General features: G+C 71.2%; 19 protein-coding genes and 1 riboswitch. Of the genes, 12 read left to right on the top strand and 7 right to left on the bottom strand.

Going from position 1 to position 17,026, the window contains the following annotated elements; all coding sequences use genetic code 11:
• Positions 1-19: 19 nt before the first annotated feature.
• Positions 20-134, top strand: a riboswitch (SAM riboswitch).
• Positions 135-150: 16 nt separating this feature from the next.
• Genes Aco03nite_RS40440 through Aco03nite_RS40420 form a run of 5 tightly spaced genes read left to right on the top strand, consistent with a single transcriptional unit; the run spans position 151 to position 7,468 of the window.
• Positions 151-1,350: an aminotransferase class V-fold PLP-dependent enzyme gene (locus Aco03nite_RS40440; RefSeq protein ID WP_203806132.1), complete on the top strand. Its 1,200-nt coding sequence runs from the start codon at positions 151-153 to the stop codon at positions 1,348-1,350.
• A gap of 53 nt (positions 1,351-1,403) precedes the next feature.
• A complete protein-coding gene (locus Aco03nite_RS40435) occupies positions 1,404-3,689 on the top strand; it encodes a putative bifunctional diguanylate cyclase/phosphodiesterase (RefSeq protein ID WP_239145843.1) in 2,286 nt (761 codons plus the stop codon).
• 9 nt (positions 3,690-3,698) lie between these two features.
• A complete protein-coding gene (locus Aco03nite_RS40430) occupies positions 3,699-5,936 on the top strand; it encodes a glycoside hydrolase domain-containing protein (protein WP_203806152.1) in 2,238 nt (745 codons plus the stop codon).
• Positions 5,933-7,183: a glycosyltransferase gene (locus Aco03nite_RS40425; protein WP_203806130.1), complete on the top strand. Its 1,251-nt coding sequence runs from the start codon at positions 5,933-5,935 to the stop codon at positions 7,181-7,183. Before Aco03nite_RS40430 ends, Aco03nite_RS40425 begins: the two co-directional genes overlap by 4 nt.
• Positions 7,184-7,201: 18 nt before the next feature.
• The gene (locus tag Aco03nite_RS40420; protein WP_203806128.1) at positions 7,202-7,468 is read left to right on the top strand and encodes a BAR domain-containing protein; all 267 of its coding nucleotides are present in this window, start codon (positions 7,202-7,204) and stop codon (positions 7,466-7,468) included.
• Here the strand turns inward: Aco03nite_RS40420 and Aco03nite_RS40415 are convergent.
• Positions 7,393-7,860 carry an SRPBCC family protein gene (locus Aco03nite_RS40415; protein WP_203806126.1) on the bottom strand — a complete coding sequence of 156 codons (468 nt, stop codon included), beginning with the start codon at positions 7,858-7,860 and terminating at the stop codon, positions 7,393-7,395. The genes Aco03nite_RS40420 and Aco03nite_RS40415 overlap by 76 nt on opposite strands.
• Positions 7,857-8,174 carry an ArsR/SmtB family transcription factor gene (locus Aco03nite_RS40410; protein WP_203806124.1) on the bottom strand — a complete coding sequence of 106 codons (318 nt, stop codon included), beginning with the start codon at positions 8,172-8,174 and terminating at the stop codon, positions 7,857-7,859. Before Aco03nite_RS40410 ends, Aco03nite_RS40415 begins: the two co-directional genes overlap by 4 nt.
• A 171-nt stretch (positions 8,175-8,345) precedes the next feature.
• Here Aco03nite_RS40410 and Aco03nite_RS40405 point away from each other — a divergent pair, with 171 nt between their 5' ends.
• Positions 8,346-8,690 (top strand): hypothetical protein, encoded by a 345-nt coding sequence (locus tag Aco03nite_RS40405; protein ID WP_203806122.1) that lies wholly within the window; start codon positions 8,346-8,348, stop codon positions 8,688-8,690.
• Here the strand turns inward: Aco03nite_RS40405 and Aco03nite_RS40400 are convergent.
• Together Aco03nite_RS40400 and Aco03nite_RS40395 are read right to left on the bottom strand one after the other, a co-directional pair.
• Positions 8,683-9,033, bottom strand: coding sequence for a hypothetical protein (locus tag Aco03nite_RS40400; protein WP_203806120.1), 351 nt, complete (start codon positions 9,031-9,033; stop codon positions 8,683-8,685). The two genes, Aco03nite_RS40405 and Aco03nite_RS40400, sit on opposite strands and share 8 nt — an antisense overlap.
• 53 nt (positions 9,034-9,086) lie before the next feature.
• A complete protein-coding gene (locus Aco03nite_RS40395) occupies positions 9,087-10,154 on the bottom strand; it encodes a glutamate-cysteine ligase family protein (RefSeq protein WP_203806118.1) in 1,068 nt (355 codons plus the stop codon).
• Positions 10,155-10,318: 164 nt separating this feature from the next.
• On the opposite strand from Aco03nite_RS40395, the gene Aco03nite_RS40390 reads away from it, so the two are divergent.
• Both Aco03nite_RS40390 and Aco03nite_RS40385 read left to right on the top strand, forming a co-directional pair.
• The gene (locus Aco03nite_RS40390) at positions 10,319-10,906 is read left to right on the top strand and encodes a hypothetical protein (protein ID WP_203806116.1); all 588 of its coding nucleotides are present in this window, start codon (positions 10,319-10,321) and stop codon (positions 10,904-10,906) included.
• 126 nt (positions 10,907-11,032) lie between these two features.
• Positions 11,033-11,869, top strand: a complete 837-nt coding sequence (locus tag Aco03nite_RS40385) for an ATP-grasp domain-containing protein (protein WP_239145842.1) — start codon at positions 11,033-11,035, stop codon at positions 11,867-11,869.
• Here Aco03nite_RS40385 and Aco03nite_RS40380 read toward each other — a convergent pair.
• On the bottom strand, positions 11,855-12,322 hold the full coding sequence (locus Aco03nite_RS40380) for an SHOCT domain-containing protein (RefSeq protein ID WP_203806112.1): 468 nt from the start codon (positions 12,320-12,322) through the stop codon (positions 11,855-11,857). The two genes, Aco03nite_RS40385 and Aco03nite_RS40380, sit on opposite strands and share 15 nt — an antisense overlap.
• Positions 12,323-12,378: 56 nt before the next feature.
• Between Aco03nite_RS40380 and Aco03nite_RS40375 the strand changes: the two genes are divergently transcribed.
• On the top strand, positions 12,379-13,023 hold the full coding sequence (locus Aco03nite_RS40375) for a spermidine synthase (protein WP_203806110.1): 645 nt from the start codon (positions 12,379-12,381) through the stop codon (positions 13,021-13,023).
• On the opposite strand, the gene Aco03nite_RS40370 is transcribed toward Aco03nite_RS40375, so the two are convergent.
• Positions 12,999-13,487 carry a GNAT family N-acetyltransferase gene (locus Aco03nite_RS40370; RefSeq protein ID WP_203806108.1) on the bottom strand — a complete coding sequence of 163 codons (489 nt, stop codon included), beginning with the start codon at positions 13,485-13,487 and terminating at the stop codon, positions 12,999-13,001. The genes Aco03nite_RS40375 and Aco03nite_RS40370 overlap by 25 nt on opposite strands.
• Before the next feature lie 1,023 nt (positions 13,488-14,510).
• Here Aco03nite_RS40370 and Aco03nite_RS40365 point away from each other — a divergent pair.
• On the top strand, positions 14,511-15,158 hold the full coding sequence (locus Aco03nite_RS40365) for a hypothetical protein (RefSeq protein ID WP_203806106.1): 648 nt from the start codon (positions 14,511-14,513) through the stop codon (positions 15,156-15,158).
• Between the two features lie 3 nt (positions 15,159-15,161).
• Positions 15,162-15,482: a hypothetical protein gene (locus Aco03nite_RS40360; protein WP_203806104.1), complete on the top strand. Its 321-nt coding sequence runs from the start codon at positions 15,162-15,164 to the stop codon at positions 15,480-15,482.
• Here Aco03nite_RS40360 and Aco03nite_RS40355 read toward each other — a convergent pair.
• Entirely contained in the window at positions 15,465-15,689 is a 225-nt protein-coding gene (locus tag Aco03nite_RS40355) for a hypothetical protein (RefSeq protein ID WP_203806102.1), read from the bottom strand. The two genes, Aco03nite_RS40360 and Aco03nite_RS40355, sit on opposite strands and share 18 nt — an antisense overlap.
• A gap of 229 nt (positions 15,690-15,918) precedes the next feature.
• Between Aco03nite_RS40355 and Aco03nite_RS40350 the strand changes: the two genes are divergently transcribed.
• Positions 15,919-16,959, top strand: coding sequence for a LacI family DNA-binding transcriptional regulator (locus tag Aco03nite_RS40350; protein ID WP_203806100.1), 1,041 nt, complete (start codon positions 15,919-15,921; stop codon positions 16,957-16,959).
• The last annotated feature ends 67 nt before the right edge of the window (positions 16,960-17,026 follow it).

The raw sequence follows: 17,026 nt of genomic DNA, 5'->3' as shown, positions 1-17,026 counted from the left end.
TCTGCTACGGTCGGGACCAGGTCATGAGTGCCAGCGGAAAGCCCCGGCTTGCTGGCCGGCAACCCTTGCGTTCGCGATGGGGTGCCCCGGGTGAGGACCGGGCCGATGTCGCCCGACATCGGCAAACGGCGAACCCGTGGAGGCGCGGTCATGCCATCTTCGTCCCTTGCTGTCATCTCCGACGACAGTGACTTCGTTCACTTCGACTACGCCGCGTCGGCCCCCTGTATCGAGGCCGCGGCAACGGCGGTCCAGGAGCTTCTCCCGCGGTACGGCAGCGTGCACCGCGGCACCGGCATCCGGTCCCAGGCGTCCACCCTCGCCTACGAACTGGCCCGTGACGTGGTGGCCGAGTTCGTCGGCGCCCGCCCCGGCGACACCGTGATCTTCACCCGGAACACCACCGACGCCCTCAACCTGCTGGCCCGCGCCCTGCCCGAGGGCACCACCACGGTCCAGTTCGACGGCGAGCACCACGCCAACCTGCTGCCCTGGCCGAACCCGCTGCGCCTGCCCACCCCGTCGTCGGCGGACGAGGCGGTCACCGTGCTCAAGGAGGCGCTCGACGGGCTGGCCGGCCCGGCCGTGCTCACCGTCACCGGGGCGAGCAACGTGACGGGCGAGGTGTGGCCGGTGCGCGAGCTGGCCGACGTGGCCCACTCGTACGGCGTCCGGGTGGTCGTCGACGCCGCCCAGCTGGCCCCGCACCGCCCGGTCGACCTGGAGGACCTGGGCGCGGACTGGATCGCCTTCTCCGGGCACAAGCTGTACGCCCCGTTCGGCGCCGGGGTGCTGGCCGGCCGCTCCGACTGGCTGGACGCCGCCGAGCCGTACCTGGCCGGTGGTGGCGCCAGCGCCGCCGTCGGTGACCGCCTCGGCGACCTGGTGTGGGCGACCGGCGCGGCCCGGCACGAGGGCGGCACCCCGAACCTGCTGGGCGCCGTCGCGATCGCCGCGGTCTGCGAGGCGCTGGCCGCCACCGACCGGTTCGCCCTGCACCAGCACGAGCAGCTGTTGCTGGCCCGGCTGCGCGACGGCCTGGCGGCGATCCCGGAAGCGTCCGAGGTCAGTGTTTTCGGCCCGGACCAGCCCCGGGTCGGCATCGTCTCGCTGGACCTGCCCGGCCACGATCCGGCCGAGGTCGCCCGGCGCCTGGGCCAGGAGCACAACATCGGGGTACGCGCCGGTCAGTTCTGCGCCCACCCGTTGGTCCGACGTCTGACCGCCACCGGCGAGACCGGATCGTGCGAACAGACCCGGGGCCTGCTGCGGATCAGTTTCGGGCTGGGCAGTGACATCGACGACGTTGAGCGTCTGCTGGTCGCGCTGGCGGCGGTGCTTCGCACCTGACCTACTCCCCGGTCATGCTTCCGTAGCCATGCCCGGTGGCCGATGATTCCTTCGTGGCGACGTGGATGACTCGGCTCCGTGACCGGTTTCCGACCGGTGGAGGGCTGAACGACGAGGACTGGGCGGGCCGGCACCGGCTGCTGACGTTGCTGCTCGCCGTCTTCATGGTGTTCCTGACCCTGGTGGGCCTCTGGCAGGGTGGCGAGAGCGTGGACGCGCTGCTCATCACCGACGCCATCGTCCTGCCCTGCCTGGTCGCGGCCCGGCTGCTGCACGGCCGCCGGCCACGCTCGGTCGCGGTCTCCTTCGGCGCCGCGGTCTCGTGCGCCGGGTTCGTCGCGCTCTGCGACGGGCTCACCGAGGCCCACTTCACCTTTTTCATCGCGGTCGCCGCGCTCGCGCTCTACCGGGACTGGGTGCCGTTCGGCGGCTTCCTGGTCGCCACCGTGCTGCACCACGCCGGCTTCGGCACGGTGCAGTACGACCACGTCTTCGGCCACTCCCAGGCCGAGCTCCACCCGCTGCTCTGGGCCGTGCTGCACGGCGCCGCGGTACTCGCCGCCGCCGCGTTCCAGCTGGTCGCCTGGCGTTTCAACGAGATCGAGGAGAAGCGCGCGCAGGAGAACCTGGACGAGAGCCAGGCCCAGCTCAGCGTCGCCTTCGACGAGACCCCGGTGGCGATGGTGATGTTCGCACCGGACGGGCGGATCCTGCGCACCAACAGCGCCTACCGGGAGTGGCTGCGCCTGCCGGACGAGCTGCCGGCCGGCTTCTCCGTCCACGACCTTCCGCTGCGCGCGGTCGAGGAGGGGCTGCCGCGGGTCACCCGCCTGCTGACCGAGACCCGGGAGCCGGTCACCGTGACCAGGCAGTACCACCGGACCGACGACGACTCGCTGATCTGGGTGCAGAACCACGCGACAGGCCTCTACGGCCCGGATGGCGAACTGCGGCTGATCTTCGTGCACTGCCTCGACGTGACGGAGGTCCGTGACCACGAGGCCGAGCTGAAGTACCAGGTCCGGCACGACTCGCTGACCGGGCTGCTGTCCCGGCAGGCGTTCGAGCACGACCTGGCCGAGCTGCTGGACGGCAGCGCCGATCCGGTCAGCGTCATCTACCTGGACGTCGACCGCTTCAAGTCGATCAACGACGGCAGCGGGCACAGCACCGGCGACGACGTGCTGCGCGCCCTCGCCGGCCGGCTCTCCACGGTGGTCCCGGAGGGCGCCCTGGTGGCCCGTCTCGGCGGTGACGAGTTCATCGTCGCGCTGCGCGGCTCGGCCGGCGCCGGGCTGCGAGTCGGCAACGGCATCCTCGCCGCGCTCGTCGAGCCGCTGCTGGCCACCGTGCCGGTGAGCGTCAGCGTCGGCGTGACCACCGCGTGCGGCCCGGTTCCGGCCGAGGACGTGGTGCTCGCCGCCGACACCGCGATGTACGCGGCCAAACGCGCCGGCGGCAACCGCATCCAGGTCTACTCCGACGAGCTGCGGGTACCCGTACAGCAGAAGATCGCGGCCGAGTCCCGTCTGCGCGTGGCCCTGGCCGGCGACATGCGGGACACCCTGCCGGTCTGGTTCCAGCCGGTCGTCGACACCGCGACCGGGAAGATCGCCGGGGCCGAGGCGCTGGTCCGGATGCGTACCCCGGGCGGCGAGATCCTCAGCCCGTTCCACTTCGTCGGCGCCGCCGAGGAGACCGGCCTGATCGTCCCGCTCGGCGAGCACGTGCTGCGTACCGCCGTCGAGCACCTGCTGCAGTGGTCGGACCGGCTCGGTTACGTGTCGGTCAACGTCAGCCCGCGCCAGCTGGCCGAACCGGACTTCGTGCCGATGGTCGCGAGCGTGCTGGCCGGCCTGCCCGGTTTTGATCCGTCCCGGCTGGTCCTGGAGATCACCGAGACCGCGCTGCTGTCCTCGGCGGTCGACGTCGGTGAGCGCCTCAACGCCCTCAAGGAGCTCGGTGTCCGGATCGCCCTGGACGACTTCGGCACCGGCTACAGCTCGCTGACCTGGCTCAAGTCCCTGCCGGCGGACATCGTCAAGCTGGACCGGTCGTTCGTGGCCGGCCTGGCCGAGGACGCCCGCAAGGCCTCGATCATCGAGGGTGTGCTGTGGCTGGCCCGGTCACTGGGCATGTCCACGATCGCCGAGGGCGTCGAGGAGAAGGCCGACTGGGAGGCGCTGCGGGCGGCCGGCTGCCCGGCCGTGCAGGGGTACTTCTTCAGCCGGCCGCTGCCCGCGCCGGAGTTCGAGACCCTGCTCCTGAATTCCCTCGAACGAAGCACCTTCGAGGGAGTTCACCTGGACGAAACCATGGGGACGGCCGTCGCCGGTTAGAGTCCGGCCATCCTTGACAACGTTGATCCTTTCATCGGAACCGCGGCCACCAATCTGCCTCGCGCACACGGTCTCGCCGCTACCTGGTGGTGGCCGAAACCCCAGGTGGGCAACACCCACCCGGGGGCCACCTCGCCGCTGGGCATGGTCTCCGCCTGCGCCTACTCGGGGGCGTACCCGACCGGATACGGCAGGTACGCCAAGAACACCGAGGGCGTGCCGGAGGAGATGTTCGACCGGCTGCAGGCCTCCGGGTTCACGCACTTCCAGCAGTCCGGCACCGGCGCGATCCGCAAGTACTACAACTACGTGCGGGTCACCCCGATGGTCCAGCCGCTCGACGACCTGGGCCAGTCCTGGCCGCTGGAGGACGAGCGCGCCGAGGCCGGCTACTACGCGGCGAACCTGGACACCGGGGTGCGCTGCGAGATAACCGTGGGGGAGAAGGTCGCGGTCCACCGCTACACCTTCCCCGACCACCACAGCGCCCGGGTCGTCGTCGACCTGTCCTGCGGAGGCCTCGGCATCGACCTGGGCCGGACCATCCCGCTGCGCGCCCAGGCCGAGAGCATGGGCCACGGCCGCGCCCAGGGCACGGTGGTGATGGAGGGCATCCCGCTGTCGGTCTTCATCGAGGTGGAGAGCCCCGGCTGGCGGCAGATGCTCTGGTACGACAGGCGGCTCATCCCGGGCGGCACCCGCCTCGACTTCGACAGCATCCGGCACACCACGCTGCGCCCGTTCGGCATGCTGTTCATGGGCCCCACCCGGGCCGGGCAGACCATCGAGGTCCGGATGGGCTTCTCGCTGCGCGGCTGCGACCAGGCGCGGGCCAACCTGGAACGGGAGTGCGGCGCCGCCGGGGACAGCGCGTTCGAGACGGTGAAGGCCCGCACCCGGGCCAGCTGGCGCAACCACCTCGGCCGGATCCAGGTCGACGGCGGCACCCCGGCCCGGCGCACCGTGATGGCCACCGCGCTCTACCACTCGCTGATCAAGCCGTGCATCGCCGACGACGAGAGCCCCAACTGGCCCGACCCCGGCCCGTACGCCTTCGACGTCTGCACCATGTGGGACATCTACAAGACCCAGATGCCGCTGCTGTCGGCGATCGCCCCGGACCGCTACGGCGACATGCTGGAGTCCCTGATCCGGGTCTGCGAGGAGGAGGGCAACTTCCCGATCGGCTACCGGATGGCCCGCGGCGCCGACCGGTTCTTCCGGCAGGCCAGCGCCCTCGCGCACACCGCCCTGGCGGACGCGCACGCCCTCAAACGGCCGGGCATCGACTGGACCTGGGCACTCGTGCACATGGTCGACGACCTGCGGCGGCTGTACGGCGAGGACTTCTGGGAACACGGCGTGGTGCACCCGATCACGCACACCCTGGATCTGGCGTACGCCCATCACTGCACCGCCAAGGTGGCCCGCGCCCTCAACGACCACCGGCTCGCCGCCGACCTGGAACGCCGCAGCCAGGGCTGGATCAACGCCTTCGACCCGGCCACCGGACTGCTCAAGGACTCCGAGTTCTACGAGGGCGGCAAGTGGAACTACTCGTTCCGGCTGATCCACGACATGGCCGGGCGGATCGAGCTGGCCGGGGGAGACCGCGCCTTCGCGCGGATGCTGGACCGCTTCTTCGGGTACGGGTGTGAACCGGTCAAGCAGCCGGGCCGCGGTCCGGACCCGATCGAGATGGCCGCCGGTTACGCGCTGAACCGGTTCGAGGGGCTGAACAACGAACCCGACATGGAGGTCCCCTGGGCCTACCACTACGCGGGGCGCCCCGACCGTACGGCGGAGATCTTGAACTCGGCGTTGACCTGGCAGTTCGGCACCGGACCGGGCGGCCTGCCCGGCAACGACGACTCCGGGGGCCTGAGCGCCTGGTACGTCTGGGCGTCGCTGGGACTTTTCCCGGTCGCCGGACAGAACATGTTCCTGGTCAACACTCCGGCGTTCGAACGCGCCACCATGCAGGTCGAGGGCGGCGAATTCGTCATCGAGACCAGCGGGTTCCGGGAGTCCCCGATCGGTGTCGACGGCATCGACCGGGATCCGGCGCCGCAGTACGTACAGTCCGCGACCCTCAACGGAAGGCCGTTGCACGCCACCCACCTGACCGCGGCCGACGTCCATCACGGCGGACGGCTGCACCTGCGGCTCGGGCCCGAACCCTCCGACTGGGGGCACGGGAATCGGCCGCCATCCCTCTCCGATCCCCACCCTAAGGAACAAAGATGAGCCGACCCACCCGCCGACTCGTCATCGCGGTACGCGCCGACCCGGTCATCTGTGGCCACTCCGGTGAGGCCCGCAACCTCGCCGAGGTCGCCCTGACCAGGGGCTTCGACGACGTCCGGTTGCTCACCTGGCCCATCCCCGCACTACAGGCGGCCGGCCTGCCCCTCAAACCCCTGGACCGGCTGCTGCCGTACAGCCCCGGCATCACCGTCGAGCGCCCCGAGGCGGTCGGCGACTACCGGGTGCCGGACGGCCGCCACCTCGCCGGGCTCACCGGCCGGCTGGTGGAGTTGCTCGCCGAGGACGTGCCCACGGTCTGCCTGTCGATGTACCTGGTACCCCACACCCAGGTGATCAACGACGCGGTGACCGCGGTCCGGGCCGCCGGACTCGACCCGGACGTGCGGACCGTCGCCAAGGCGGTCGGCTCGGACGTCACCAACGTCATCAAGTCCTGCCTGCGGGAGGGCCGCTTCGGGGCGGCCATGGTCCTGTTCACCACCTTCCTGGCCAGCGACGAGGTGGTGGCGGTCTCGGAGTACACCCGGGACGAGATCATCGCCTCGGCGGTCGAGGTGGACGCCCACTGTGGAACCACGTTCGCTGATCAGTGCCGGTCACGGGTCACGGTGAGTTATCCGCCGATCGACGCGTCGGCGTTCCTGGACCTGGATCCCTCGGCGGTGGACACCGCCCTGAAACGCCGCGGGCTGGAACGGGACAAGTACGTCCTCTTCCTGTCCCGGGTGGCCCGGGCCAAAGGCATCTACGACCTGGTCATCGCGTACGGGCAGATGCGCTGCCGGGACGACGTGAAGCTGGTCGTCGCCGGGACCGGGCCGGCCCTGGAACACGTGCGGGCGATGGCCAAGGAGGACGACCGGATCATCTTCCTCGACGACGTGGACGACGACGAGAAGCCGCTGCTGATGGCCGGGTGCGCCGCCTACGCGCTGCCCACCAAGCCGGAGCCGGACTTCGTCGAGACGTTCGGCATCGCCCTGGCCGAGAAGGCCCTGGCCGGGGGTGGGCCGATCATCACGACCACCACCGGGGGAGTGCTCGAAGCGGTCGGCGACGCCGCCGTCATCGTCGAGGCCGGCGACATCCACGCGCTGGCCGACGCGGTGGACCGGGTGGTCCTGGACATGTCCGCCGCCGAACGCTCCGATCTGGAGACACGGGCCCGGGCACACGCCATGCAGTTCGATCGGGGCGCGGTTTTCGATCAGCTTTTCCCGGCTTGATCCATCGATCTTCGGGGTATGGGTAGTTCCGTGATCAAGTGGATCCGGAACTACCTCAACCGGCGACTCGACCCGGCGCCGAACCCACTGCGGCTCACCGTCCACGCCGTCGACCGGGAACTGGCCGCCCTCCGGCGTCGGGGCGAGTCCGCGCGCATCGACCTGTTGCTCGATGTGCGGACGGTGCTCGCCCGGCACGAGGAGACCGATCAGATCCGGCCGTCGGCCACCAGACGGTCGAGCTTCGCGTACCCCTCGTTGACGCCGACCTCCATGCCGCTCTGAAGCCAGGCGTCCCGGCCCTCGAAGCTGTCGACCAGGGACTGCGTGTGCATGCGGGTCCGCCCGTCGCCGAGGTCCTCGAACCACATCGTCTCCAGGGCGACCCCCTCGGGCTGCCCCTCCCAGGTGAACGTCTGGACGATCCGGTCCGCGCCCACCTCGTGGAACGAGCCGTGGAAGGCGAACTCGTCGTCGTCCCGGCTCGACACGTAACGCCAGCTGCCGCCGGTGCGGGCATCCCAGTAGTCGACCTTGCTGGTGATCGAATCCGGTCCGACCCACTGCACGAACAGCTCCGGATCGGTGTGTGCGCGCATCAACTGCGCCGGGGTGGCCGTGAAGTCCCGGGTGATCCGGATGACCGGCACGTTCTTGTCGGCTTCGATGTTCGTCATTTCTCGTTTTCCCTCTTCAGCAGCTCGTCCAGTCGGGTGTAACGCTCCTCGGCCCGGCGGCGGTAACGCTCGATCCACGCCTGCATCAGGTCGAACGCCTCCGTCTCCAGGTGCACCGCGCGGGGTTGCGGCCCCGGCGGCCGGGTCACCAGACCCGACTCCTCCAGGACGCGCAGGTGTTTGTAGACCGCCTGCAGCGACATCCGGTACGGCTCGGCGAGCCGGCTGACCGTGCTGTCACCGTCGGACAGGCGGATCACCATGTCGAGCCGCGTCGGGTCGGCCAGTGCGGCGAACACCTGCGACATCGTCATCGGACCCTCGTTTCAACTTGTCGGTTGAAAGTAACGGTAGGCGTCTTCGGGTGCGGGTGTCAACCTTCTGGTTGAAAGACGACCGGAAACATGCGGTAAACAGAAGAGGTCCTCCCGGTGCCATGAAGACCCTTAGGCTGAACGGCACGCCCTGCGGCGAAGGGACTCCCCGTGCACGACGAGATGATCACCCACTTCGATGAATGCATAGCCAGAATGCTGCAGCTCAGGGCCAGTCTGGCCGCCACACGCCGGGTCGAGCCGGGCGAACGCCACGACACGGTCCGGGCCGCCATAGCCGCCGCCGAACGCTTCGCGGTGGAAGCTGGTCAAACCCTGACAAACCTCCATCTGCCGGTACGGGTGGGCAGCCCCGCCACGGCCCCGGTTCTCTCCACGGCTGTCGGATCCACGGCTGTCGGGTTCACGGCTGTCGGGTCCACGGCTGTCGCGGTTGAGGCGGATCGTCCACTCGCCCTGGCCCGGGCCTGCCCGACGGCGCAGGCGGTCAGCTGATCCGCATGCTGTCGCGGATCCAGGTTCCGGCGGAGGCGTGTCGCGGTGTCCAGCCGAGTCGCCGGGCCCGGACGGCGCGGACGCGGCTGTCGGCCCCGAGAGCGAAACGGGCGAAGCCTTCGCCCCGGACCCGGCCGGCGTCGGTGAGGTTCCACGGCTGGACCGGGCCGAGGCCGAGCCGGTCGGCGATGGCCGCGCCGATCTCGCCGAAGGAGGCTTCGCCGTTCTCGACGAAGGGGAAGCCGCGGAGTTCGGCACCCGGGTACCGCACTGGTTCGGCACCGCCGGCCCGCAGCCGGCCGAGGTCCTCGCCCTGCTCGGACGTCAGGGCGAACGAACCCACACCCGCGCCACCGCCACCATCGAGACCCCGGTAGGGAAAGCGGACGGGTGGTCCTAGGACTGGGCGGTGGCTCGGTCCAGGACGTCGTCGGCGGGGCAGCGGTTGCGGTGGACGTATCGTTCGGTGAACCCGGCCACCTCGTCGCGCAACTCGCGGGAGACGCCCTGGCGGGTCAGCGCCGCGTAGGCCGTCATGAAACAGTCTCTCGCGGCCGCCGCCAGGACCGGGTCGGTGAGTGCGTCCCGGGCCGCCCGCTCCCACAACGCGGGCTCGCCGGCCAGTCGTTCGGTGGCCTCGGCGGCCTCCTCGGCCGCGCGCGGATCGTCCAGCAGCACCGCGGCCACCGCCGCCGGAACCCGCCAGCCGTCGCCGGGCTGGCGGTCGGCCACGTCGAGTTCCAGATGGCCGCGGGCGGCCACCGGCGGGCGCAGCCCGGCCATGTGCCGTTCCAGCTCGGCGATCGTGATCCGCCCGCCGGCGCGCAGCCGCTGCCGGGGCGAGGTCCCGGTGCTCCCGGGAGTGTCCAGCACGTATGCCGCCCACTCCGCCCTCGGATCGCCCGCCGGCGTCCCGCCGGGGGCCGGGACGACGGGCAGGTCGCGGCGCAGGGCCTGGCGCACGCTTCGCCAACCGGTGGGGCGGCCGTGGCGTAGTGGGGCGTTCGCGAACGCGGCCGCCAGCACCGGCGCCAGCGTGTGGGCGAGCCGCCAGCGACGGGTCAGGCCGAGGGGGCCACCGTCCGCCAGGCCCGCCTCCAGGCCGACCCGGATGCCCGCGGTGGCCGAACCGATCGCCGATGCCGGGCCTTCCGGGTGGACCGTGCCGGTGGCCTGCTGCATCAGGGTGAGCCGGTGCTGCTCGACGACCCGGGTGGAGGCGGCCAGATCGTCGCCCATCCGGCGCAGCGCCACCTCGAGACCGGGGGAGGGTGGCCCGCTGACCACCAGGACCCGGGGCGACCGGGTGTCCAGGAATCCGTGCCGCAGGGTGCGCCGCCCGGCCGGGGCGGATGCCGGATCGACCAGCAGATCGACCGCGATCCCCACGAATCCGGGCAGTCCCGGCGCGAACGCCCGCGCCGCCACGAACTCCTCGGCTGCCTGCTCACTCAGGGTGCCCACGCCTGTCTCAACTCCCTAGCCGCGCCGGTCCTCGCCTTTCGTCAGACCATAGCATTCCTATCAGTCTAATAGGAATATCCGCCCGGGGTCAGGGATGTCCCTAGGGGTAATGACAGGGGATCCGCCGGTACCGGAATCCCACCACCGCGAAATACCGTCGGCGCATGCCATCGAACAGCGTCACCATCCGGCACGCCGCCGTCGACGCGCCGGTCCTCCTGCTGGTCTACGGCCTGGCCCGGACGGTCGACGGCCTGGACGGCACCCCTGATCCCGGCACCCTGCCGTGGAACATCGGTCACCTGGCCTTCTTCGTCGCGATGGTCCTGTTCGGGCTGCTGGCAGTCAGCGCCGGCACCCTGGTCCCCCGAGGCGCCCGCCCGGTGGCCACGGTCGCCGCCGCGGTCACCATCGCCGGCGTCGCCTGCTTCCTCTGGACGATCACCGGCGCTCTGGCACCCACCCTCCAGGAGCTGCGTCCGCTCCCCGAGCCGCTGGCCACGGCCGGCCCCCTGCTGTTCTCCCTCGGCATGCTCACGGTTCTCGGGCTGCTGGTGGCCGGCCGGCGGGTGCCGGCCTGGAGCCCGCTGCTGTTCGGCGCCGGCGCTGCCACGGTGATCATCGACAGCACGTACCTGCCGATCGCGGCCTTGATCCTGCTCGCCGCCCTGGCCCCGCTGGCCCGGCCGCGCCTGCCGTCCGTCGCGCCACACCCGGCCCCGCCCGCCCGCTCCCGGATCAGCGTGAGCTGACCGCCCGGCTCCGCTCGCCAGGTCCCGATCAGCGTGAGTTGACCGCCCGGCCTGGCTCGTCCGGTCCCGGTTCAGCGTGGGCTGACCGCCCGGCGACCGGGTGGAATCGGGGATCATCGTGGGGTGATGCTGCTGATTCCCGCCGACGTCCTGCGTCCCCGCCGCCCCGACGAGCACTTCGCGGAGGAGGCCCGGGCGGCCCGTGCGGCCGGGCACGACGTGGTCCTGATCGATCACGGGTTCACCGATGCCGCGGCCGCGGTGGCCCGGGTGCCGGACGGGGCCGCCGACCTCGTCTACCGGGGGTGGATGCTCACCGCCGACCGGTACGCCGCGCTGGCCGGTGCGCTGGCCGAGCGCGGCGCGTCACTCCGGACCGGTGCCGCCCACTACCGGCAGGGCCACGAACTTCCCGGCTGGTACGCCACCGCGGCAGCCGTCACCCCGCGCACGACCTGGACCACCGGCGACGACCCGGCGGACTTCCGGGAGGCGTGCGCGCGGCTGGGCGGCGGCCCGACCGTGCTGCGGGACTGGACCAAGTCGATGAAGCACTACTGGCACGAGGCCGCCTACATCCCCGACACCGCCGACAGCGCCGCGGCGTGGACGGTGGCCGCCCGATTCCGCGAGCTGCGGGGTGACGACTTCACCGGTGGTTTTGTGGTCCGGTCCTACGAGCGGTTCCACGGCGCTGAGGTACGGACGTGGTGGGTCGCCGGGGAGTGCCGCCTCGTGACGGCGCACCCGGACACCCCTGCCGACCTGCCGCCGGACGACCTGGACCTGTCGCGGGTGACCGGCCCGCTGCGGGAGCTGGCGCTGCCGTTCGTGACCGCCGACCTGACCCGTGATCAGGACGGCCGCTGGCGTCTGGTCGAGATCGGCGACGGCCAGGTCAGCGACCGCCCGGTCTCCACCGCCCCGGAGGCTCTGATCGCCGCGCTGTCAGGGGCCGAGTAGCGCCGCCCGTTTGGTGGCGTACTCCTCGTCGGTGAGGATCCCGGCCGTGTGCAGGGCGGCCAGGTTCTCCAGCAGTGCGGTGTTGTCCGGGGTCGCGGTCCGGCGCCGGGAGATCAGCGCGGTCAGGTACGCGGCGGTCTCCCGGTCGGCGGGGAACGACACCGTGGCCGCGGCCGTGGTGATCTCCAGTGACGAACGGAACAGCCGATCACGGGCGGTCACCCGGGTGACGTCGGCGAGCGGGATGCGCTCCCGCCCGGCGCCGGTGCCCATCAGCGTGCCGGGACTGGCCAGCTCCAGACGGTCGGGAAGGACGAGCAGGTAAAGATCTGCTCCGCCGGTACGGGTATGGGCCACCGCCAGCGCCCCGGCCACGTCGACACCGGCGCGTCGAGCCTTCGCCAGAGCACGGGCGCAATGATCGGGAACCGTCAGGCCGGCATCGGTGGTCACAGCCGGTCACCGTAGCGCATCGACGAGGCTCCATCGGTTGCGTACGCTTGCCGCCCATGGAGTTCACCGAACGGATCCGCACCGAGCGCGGAGAGCTGGTCCTGCGCGGCCGGGCCGGGCACTACGAGCTGATCAGCAACGGTGTCTTCCTGATGGACACGCGTTCCGGGGAGTCGGAGCGGGTGCTGATCCGGGCCGCGCTGGCCGGGATCGAACAGCCCCGCCCACGGCTGCTGATCGGCGGCCTGGGAGTCGGCTTCTCGCTGGCCGAGGCGGTCCGCACCGACGCGTCGGAGATCATCGTCGTGGAGATCGAGCCGGCCGTGGTGCAGTGGCACCGGAACGTGCTGAAACCGTTCAGTGCAGGCGCCCTGGACGACCCGCGGGTCCGGGTGGTGACCGCTGACCTGGCGGCCTGGTTCACCGGCACCAGCGACCGCTTCGACGCCATCTGCCTGGACGTCGACAACGGTCCCGGCTGGACGGTGTTCGACCACAACACCGGGTTCTACCGCCCGTCCGGGCTGGCGATGATCCGTGAACACCTGCGGCCCGGCGGGGTGCTGGCGGTGTGGAGCGCCAGCGCCGAACGCCACTTCGCCGAGACCCTCACCAGAGTGGTCGGCCCGGTCCGCACCGTCCGGGTGCCGGTCGGGCGGGGCGATCCCGACGTCGTCTACGTGGCGTCCTGCGAGGGGTGAGGACGGCGGTACTCCATCAGCTCCGGATGCGGTTCGAAAGCGGTCGGACGGGTCGACCCGGTCGGACTCCAGCCGTGCCTGGTGTAGAAACGGCGCGCCCGATGATTCCCGGTGAACACCCACAGCCGTGGATTCGCCGGGAGCAGGGCGATGATCTCGGCGTGTGCGGCGGAGGCCAGTCCGGTTCCCCAGGTGCTGACCGCCGTACCCAGGTGAAGCAATTGATCGGCTTTCAGAGCGACGAAGCCGGCGGTCGAGTCGTGGCGCCGGATGACGAGGACCCGCACCCCGGGATCGGTCATCTCGCCGGCCCAGCGCTCCCGCAGTTCGTCGCGCGGAAAGGGGTGACGATCCTGCGGGAAGATGTGGGAAAGCGCCCGGATCGAACCCTCCTGCTGAATGTCGAGAATGGTCTCCAGATCGGCCGGGCCGGCGTCGTGAAGCAGTTTCCGTCTGTCATCCATACCGCGATTCTGACCCCTCGCCCGCCGGCTTTCCGACCTTTGCCCGCCGGACTTTCTGCGCCGGCCGGTGGGGTCACCGGTGCCGGGTAGCCTTCGCGGGTAGCTGCTCCCGGTGGGTTTCCGGGTAGCCTTCCGGGTAGGCGTCGTCGCTGACGACCAGCTGGTCCCCACCCTGCCCGTGCCCGATTCCGTTCCCGCACCCGACGCATGAACGCCGAGGCCGATCGCATGACCGACGACCTGCCACCATGGGCCACCCCACCACCGGATCCAGCACAGAGCCCCGATCCGCCGAATTCTCGCGAGCCCGCCGACTCCGGTGACCAGCCCGCGGATCCACACGCGGCCGCCGATCGCGCCGACCGGCCCGCGGGCCCCGGTCCCGCCGCCCGCTCCGGCTCGGGTTCGGGTTCGGACGCTTCGGTTCCCCAGGATCCGCCGCTGTTCGACTACGACGAGGAACGCCTGCTCACCGGCCGTGCGGCCCGTCGCCCGCAGCCGAGGCCGGACCCGCCGCAGATCCCGCGTGCCCGGCGCCGCGTCAACGGCAGCCCCGAGACCGAGGACGACACTTCACCGCCCGGTCGCCGCCCGGTCAACGGCAACACACCGCTGGCCCGCCGCCCACCGGCCGCCCCGCCTCCTCCCCGCCGCCCACCGATCGGCCCGGATGAGGACTCACCTCCACGGCGCCGCCCGCGGGGTTCGGCGGACGACAGCCCGCCCTGGGGGCATCGCCGGCCGGGTTCCGACGACGGCCCGGTCTCCGGTCGCCGAGGGCCGGGGCCGGGTGACGGTGGTCCGGTTCCCGGTTCGGGGCGGAGAGTGGCGGGGGCCGGGGACGGTGAGTCGCGTTCGGGGCGGCGGGCCTCCCGGGCGCCCGGTGGTGGCTCTTCCTCGGGGCGGCGGCCGCCCGGGGGCTCGGAACACGGTTCGCGAGGACGGCGGTCGTCCTCGGGGGCTGAATTCTCTTCCGGGCGACCGGGGCCCGGGCGACCGGAATCCGGTGGCCGCCGGGACGATGTGGTCGATCGCGGGGATTCCGGCGAGGGCTCCTACCCGGGCCCGTCCGGCGGTGCGGAATCGCCTGGTGGCGCGGGGCCGGATGCCGGCGCGGGCCGCTATACCGGGGTGATCGCCCGGCCGATCGGGGTCACCGCCGCGGCTGTCTCCGGTCGTTCGTCGCCCGGGCTGCTGGCGGTCTCCGTGGCCGCGCTGATCAGTGTCGCCGCCTGGGTCGGCCGGGCGTTGTTCGCGGACATGAGCACCGGGCTGTTCCTGGCCGGCATCGTCGTGCCGGTGGTCCTGGTGGTGGGGGTCGCCGTCGCTCAACGGCTCCGGCCCGCCGCTGGTGACGACGCGGTGTGGGAGCTGACCGTCCGCACGGACGACGGTCGCCGTCTGCACGCGTCGATGCGGACCGATGCCGATCGGGAGTTCCTCTTCCCCGGGGATCTGATCCGGATGACCCCGGCCCGTCACGCCAACCTGCTCCGCAAGACCCCGGACCGTCTGATTCCGCTGAGATCGGTGGAACTTCTGACCGGATCCGGAGGGCAGGTCTCGCAGCGGATCAAAGCCACCTCGGCGCTACCGCCGGTCCAACTCGCCGGCCTGGTCCTGGCCGTGGCCCTGCTGGTGGCAACCGTGATCACCTTTCTGACCGCCTGACCGATGGGGACGATGCTGATCGAGGACGTCTTCGCCGCGCCGGGTGGTGGCACCGCGGTGGCCGGCCGGGTGGTGGGTGGTCCGATCCGGCTCGGCGACACCCTCTGGCTCCGAACGGGGCACGGACACCCCACGGGCGAGCGTCAGCATTCGGACAGTGATGTGCTCATCGCGGTGCTGGTCGTCCGGTTCCTGCGGCTGTGTGGGCGGCAGGATTCCCCGGTGGCTCCGGCGGGGGAGAATACCGCGATCGTTCTCGGTGGTGACTATTCTCCGCCGGAGCTCGCCGGGCTCACCCTGCACAGTTCACCGGACGGTCTCTGATCCCGGAACAGCGACACTTCGGCCCAGTCTCCAGTGCAGGACATCGCCGTTCCAGGACCGTTCTGCCACCGGCCAGATTCGTTGCGGGACCTTTGTTCCGGCCCGGGTCCGCCACGCGGTGACCGTCAGAAAGTCGTCGATCAGTTCGGCGGTGGTGGTCCGGCCGTCGGTGAATTCCATTCGGAACGGGCCGATCGGATCTGTCATGCCGGGTACGTCCACCTCCACACCACGGAAGAGATGGGTGTGCCGGACTCGGGCTGTGATCGGTAAGGGGAAATCGAAGCCCAAAGAGGGAATCGAAGGAAAGGAGGGCCTTCGGCGGTCACGAGATGTGATGGTATACATATCTGTACACCCGGCGGGATTGAAATGTTTCAAGGTTGGTGCTTGAATCTGGGGGCAAACCCTTTCGCCGAGTTCAGGAAGGCCCAGGTTGACACTCCAGCCGCGCAACGGTCGAGCACCATCGGTCAAGGACGTCGCCGCGGCCGCGGGGGTCTCGCTCGGCACCGTTTCCAATGTTCTCAACCGGCCCGCCGTGGTCAGCACCGCCACCCGGGAACGGGTCGAGCGTGCCATGGCCGATCTCGGCTTCGTGCGCAACGAGTCGGCCCGGCAGTTGCGGGCGGGGACCAGCCGCGCGCTGGCGTACGTGATGCTCGACGGTGGCAACCCGTTCTTCCACGACGTCGCCGAGGGCATCGAGACGGCCGCGGAGGACGCGGACCTGTCACTCTTCGTGTGCAACAGCAGCGGGCGTTCGGACCGCGAGGCCAAACACATCGACCGGCTCGTGCAGCAGCGCGTCCAGGGCATCCTGATCACGCCGGTCGACCCGGACGCGTCGCACATCGTCGAGATCGGTCAGCGGGGCATCCCGTTCGTCATGGTCGACCGGCTCAGCCGGGACGGCGGCCACTGTTCGGTGGCGGTCGACGACGTGCTCGGTGGCCGGATCGCCGTTGAGCATCTGATCGATCGCGGGCACCGGCGGGTGGCGTTTGTCGGTGGGCCGCTCAGTGTCGGTCAGGTCCGCGAGCGGCTGCAGGGTGCCCGGGCGGTGTGGGCCGAGTTCGGCATGCCGGCGGAGGACCTGATCCACCTGCCCACCGAGGCGCTCACCGTCAGTGAGGGCCGGTCGGCGGGGGAGCGGCTGGCGGGGCTGCCGACGCGGCGCCGGCCGACCGCCGCGTTCTGCGCCAACGATCTGCTCGCGCTCGGCCTGCTGCAGCACGCGGTCACCGCCGGGCTGCGGGTTCCGGACGACCTGGCGATCGTCGGGTTCGACGACATCGATTTCGCGGCGGCGGCGGCCGTTCCGCTCACCTCGGTGCGCCAGCCCCGGCAGGAACTGGGGCGGACGGCGGCCCGTCTCGTCCTCGACGAAGCCACCAATCCCGATCACACGCACGAGCAGGCGACGTTCGTCCCGGCACTGGTCGCCCGAGCCTCGACGGGAACCGTCCGCCGCTGACGTCGACGGGAACCGTCCGCGGCTGACGTCGACGGGAACCGTCCGCGGCTGACGTCGACGGGAACCG

Source organism: Actinoplanes couchii (assembly GCF_016862075.1).
Taxonomy (GTDB): domain Bacteria; phylum Actinomycetota; class Actinomycetes; order Mycobacteriales; family Micromonosporaceae; genus Actinoplanes; species Actinoplanes couchii.
Note: the sequence above shows the minus strand (reverse complement) of the source record. Positions and strands in the feature narration are given on the sequence as shown.

Coding starts and splice junctions, on each gene's coding strand:
- Aco03nite_RS40440 (WP_203806132.1), top strand. CDS start 151: ATGCCATCTTCGTCCCTTGCTGTCATCTCCGACGACAGTGACTTCGTT.
- Aco03nite_RS40425 (WP_203806130.1), top strand. CDS start 5,933: ATGAGCCGACCCACCCGCCGACTCGTCATCGCGGTACGCGCCGACCCG.
- Aco03nite_RS40420 (WP_203806128.1), top strand. CDS start 7,202: ATGGGTAGTTCCGTGATCAAGTGGATCCGGAACTACCTCAACCGGCGA.
- Aco03nite_RS40415 (WP_203806126.1), bottom strand. CDS start 7,860: ATGACGAACATCGAAGCCGACAAGAACGTGCCGGTCATCCGGATCACC.
- Aco03nite_RS40410 (WP_203806124.1), bottom strand. CDS start 8,174: ATGACGATGTCGCAGGTGTTCGCCGCACTGGCCGACCCGACGCGGCTC.
- Aco03nite_RS40390 (WP_203806116.1), top strand. CDS start 10,319: ATGCCATCGAACAGCGTCACCATCCGGCACGCCGCCGTCGACGCGCCG.
- Aco03nite_RS40385 (WP_239145842.1), top strand. CDS start 11,033: ATGCTGCTGATTCCCGCCGACGTCCTGCGTCCCCGCCGCCCCGACGAG.
- Aco03nite_RS40375 (WP_203806110.1), top strand. CDS start 12,379: ATGGAGTTCACCGAACGGATCCGCACCGAGCGCGGAGAGCTGGTCCTG.
- Aco03nite_RS40370 (WP_203806108.1), bottom strand. CDS start 13,487: ATGGATGACAGACGGAAACTGCTTCACGACGCCGGCCCGGCCGATCTG.
- Aco03nite_RS40360 (WP_203806104.1), top strand. CDS start 15,162: ATGGGGACGATGCTGATCGAGGACGTCTTCGCCGCGCCGGGTGGTGGC.
- Aco03nite_RS40355 (WP_203806102.1), bottom strand. CDS start 15,689: ATGACAGATCCGATCGGCCCGTTCCGAATGGAATTCACCGACGGCCGG.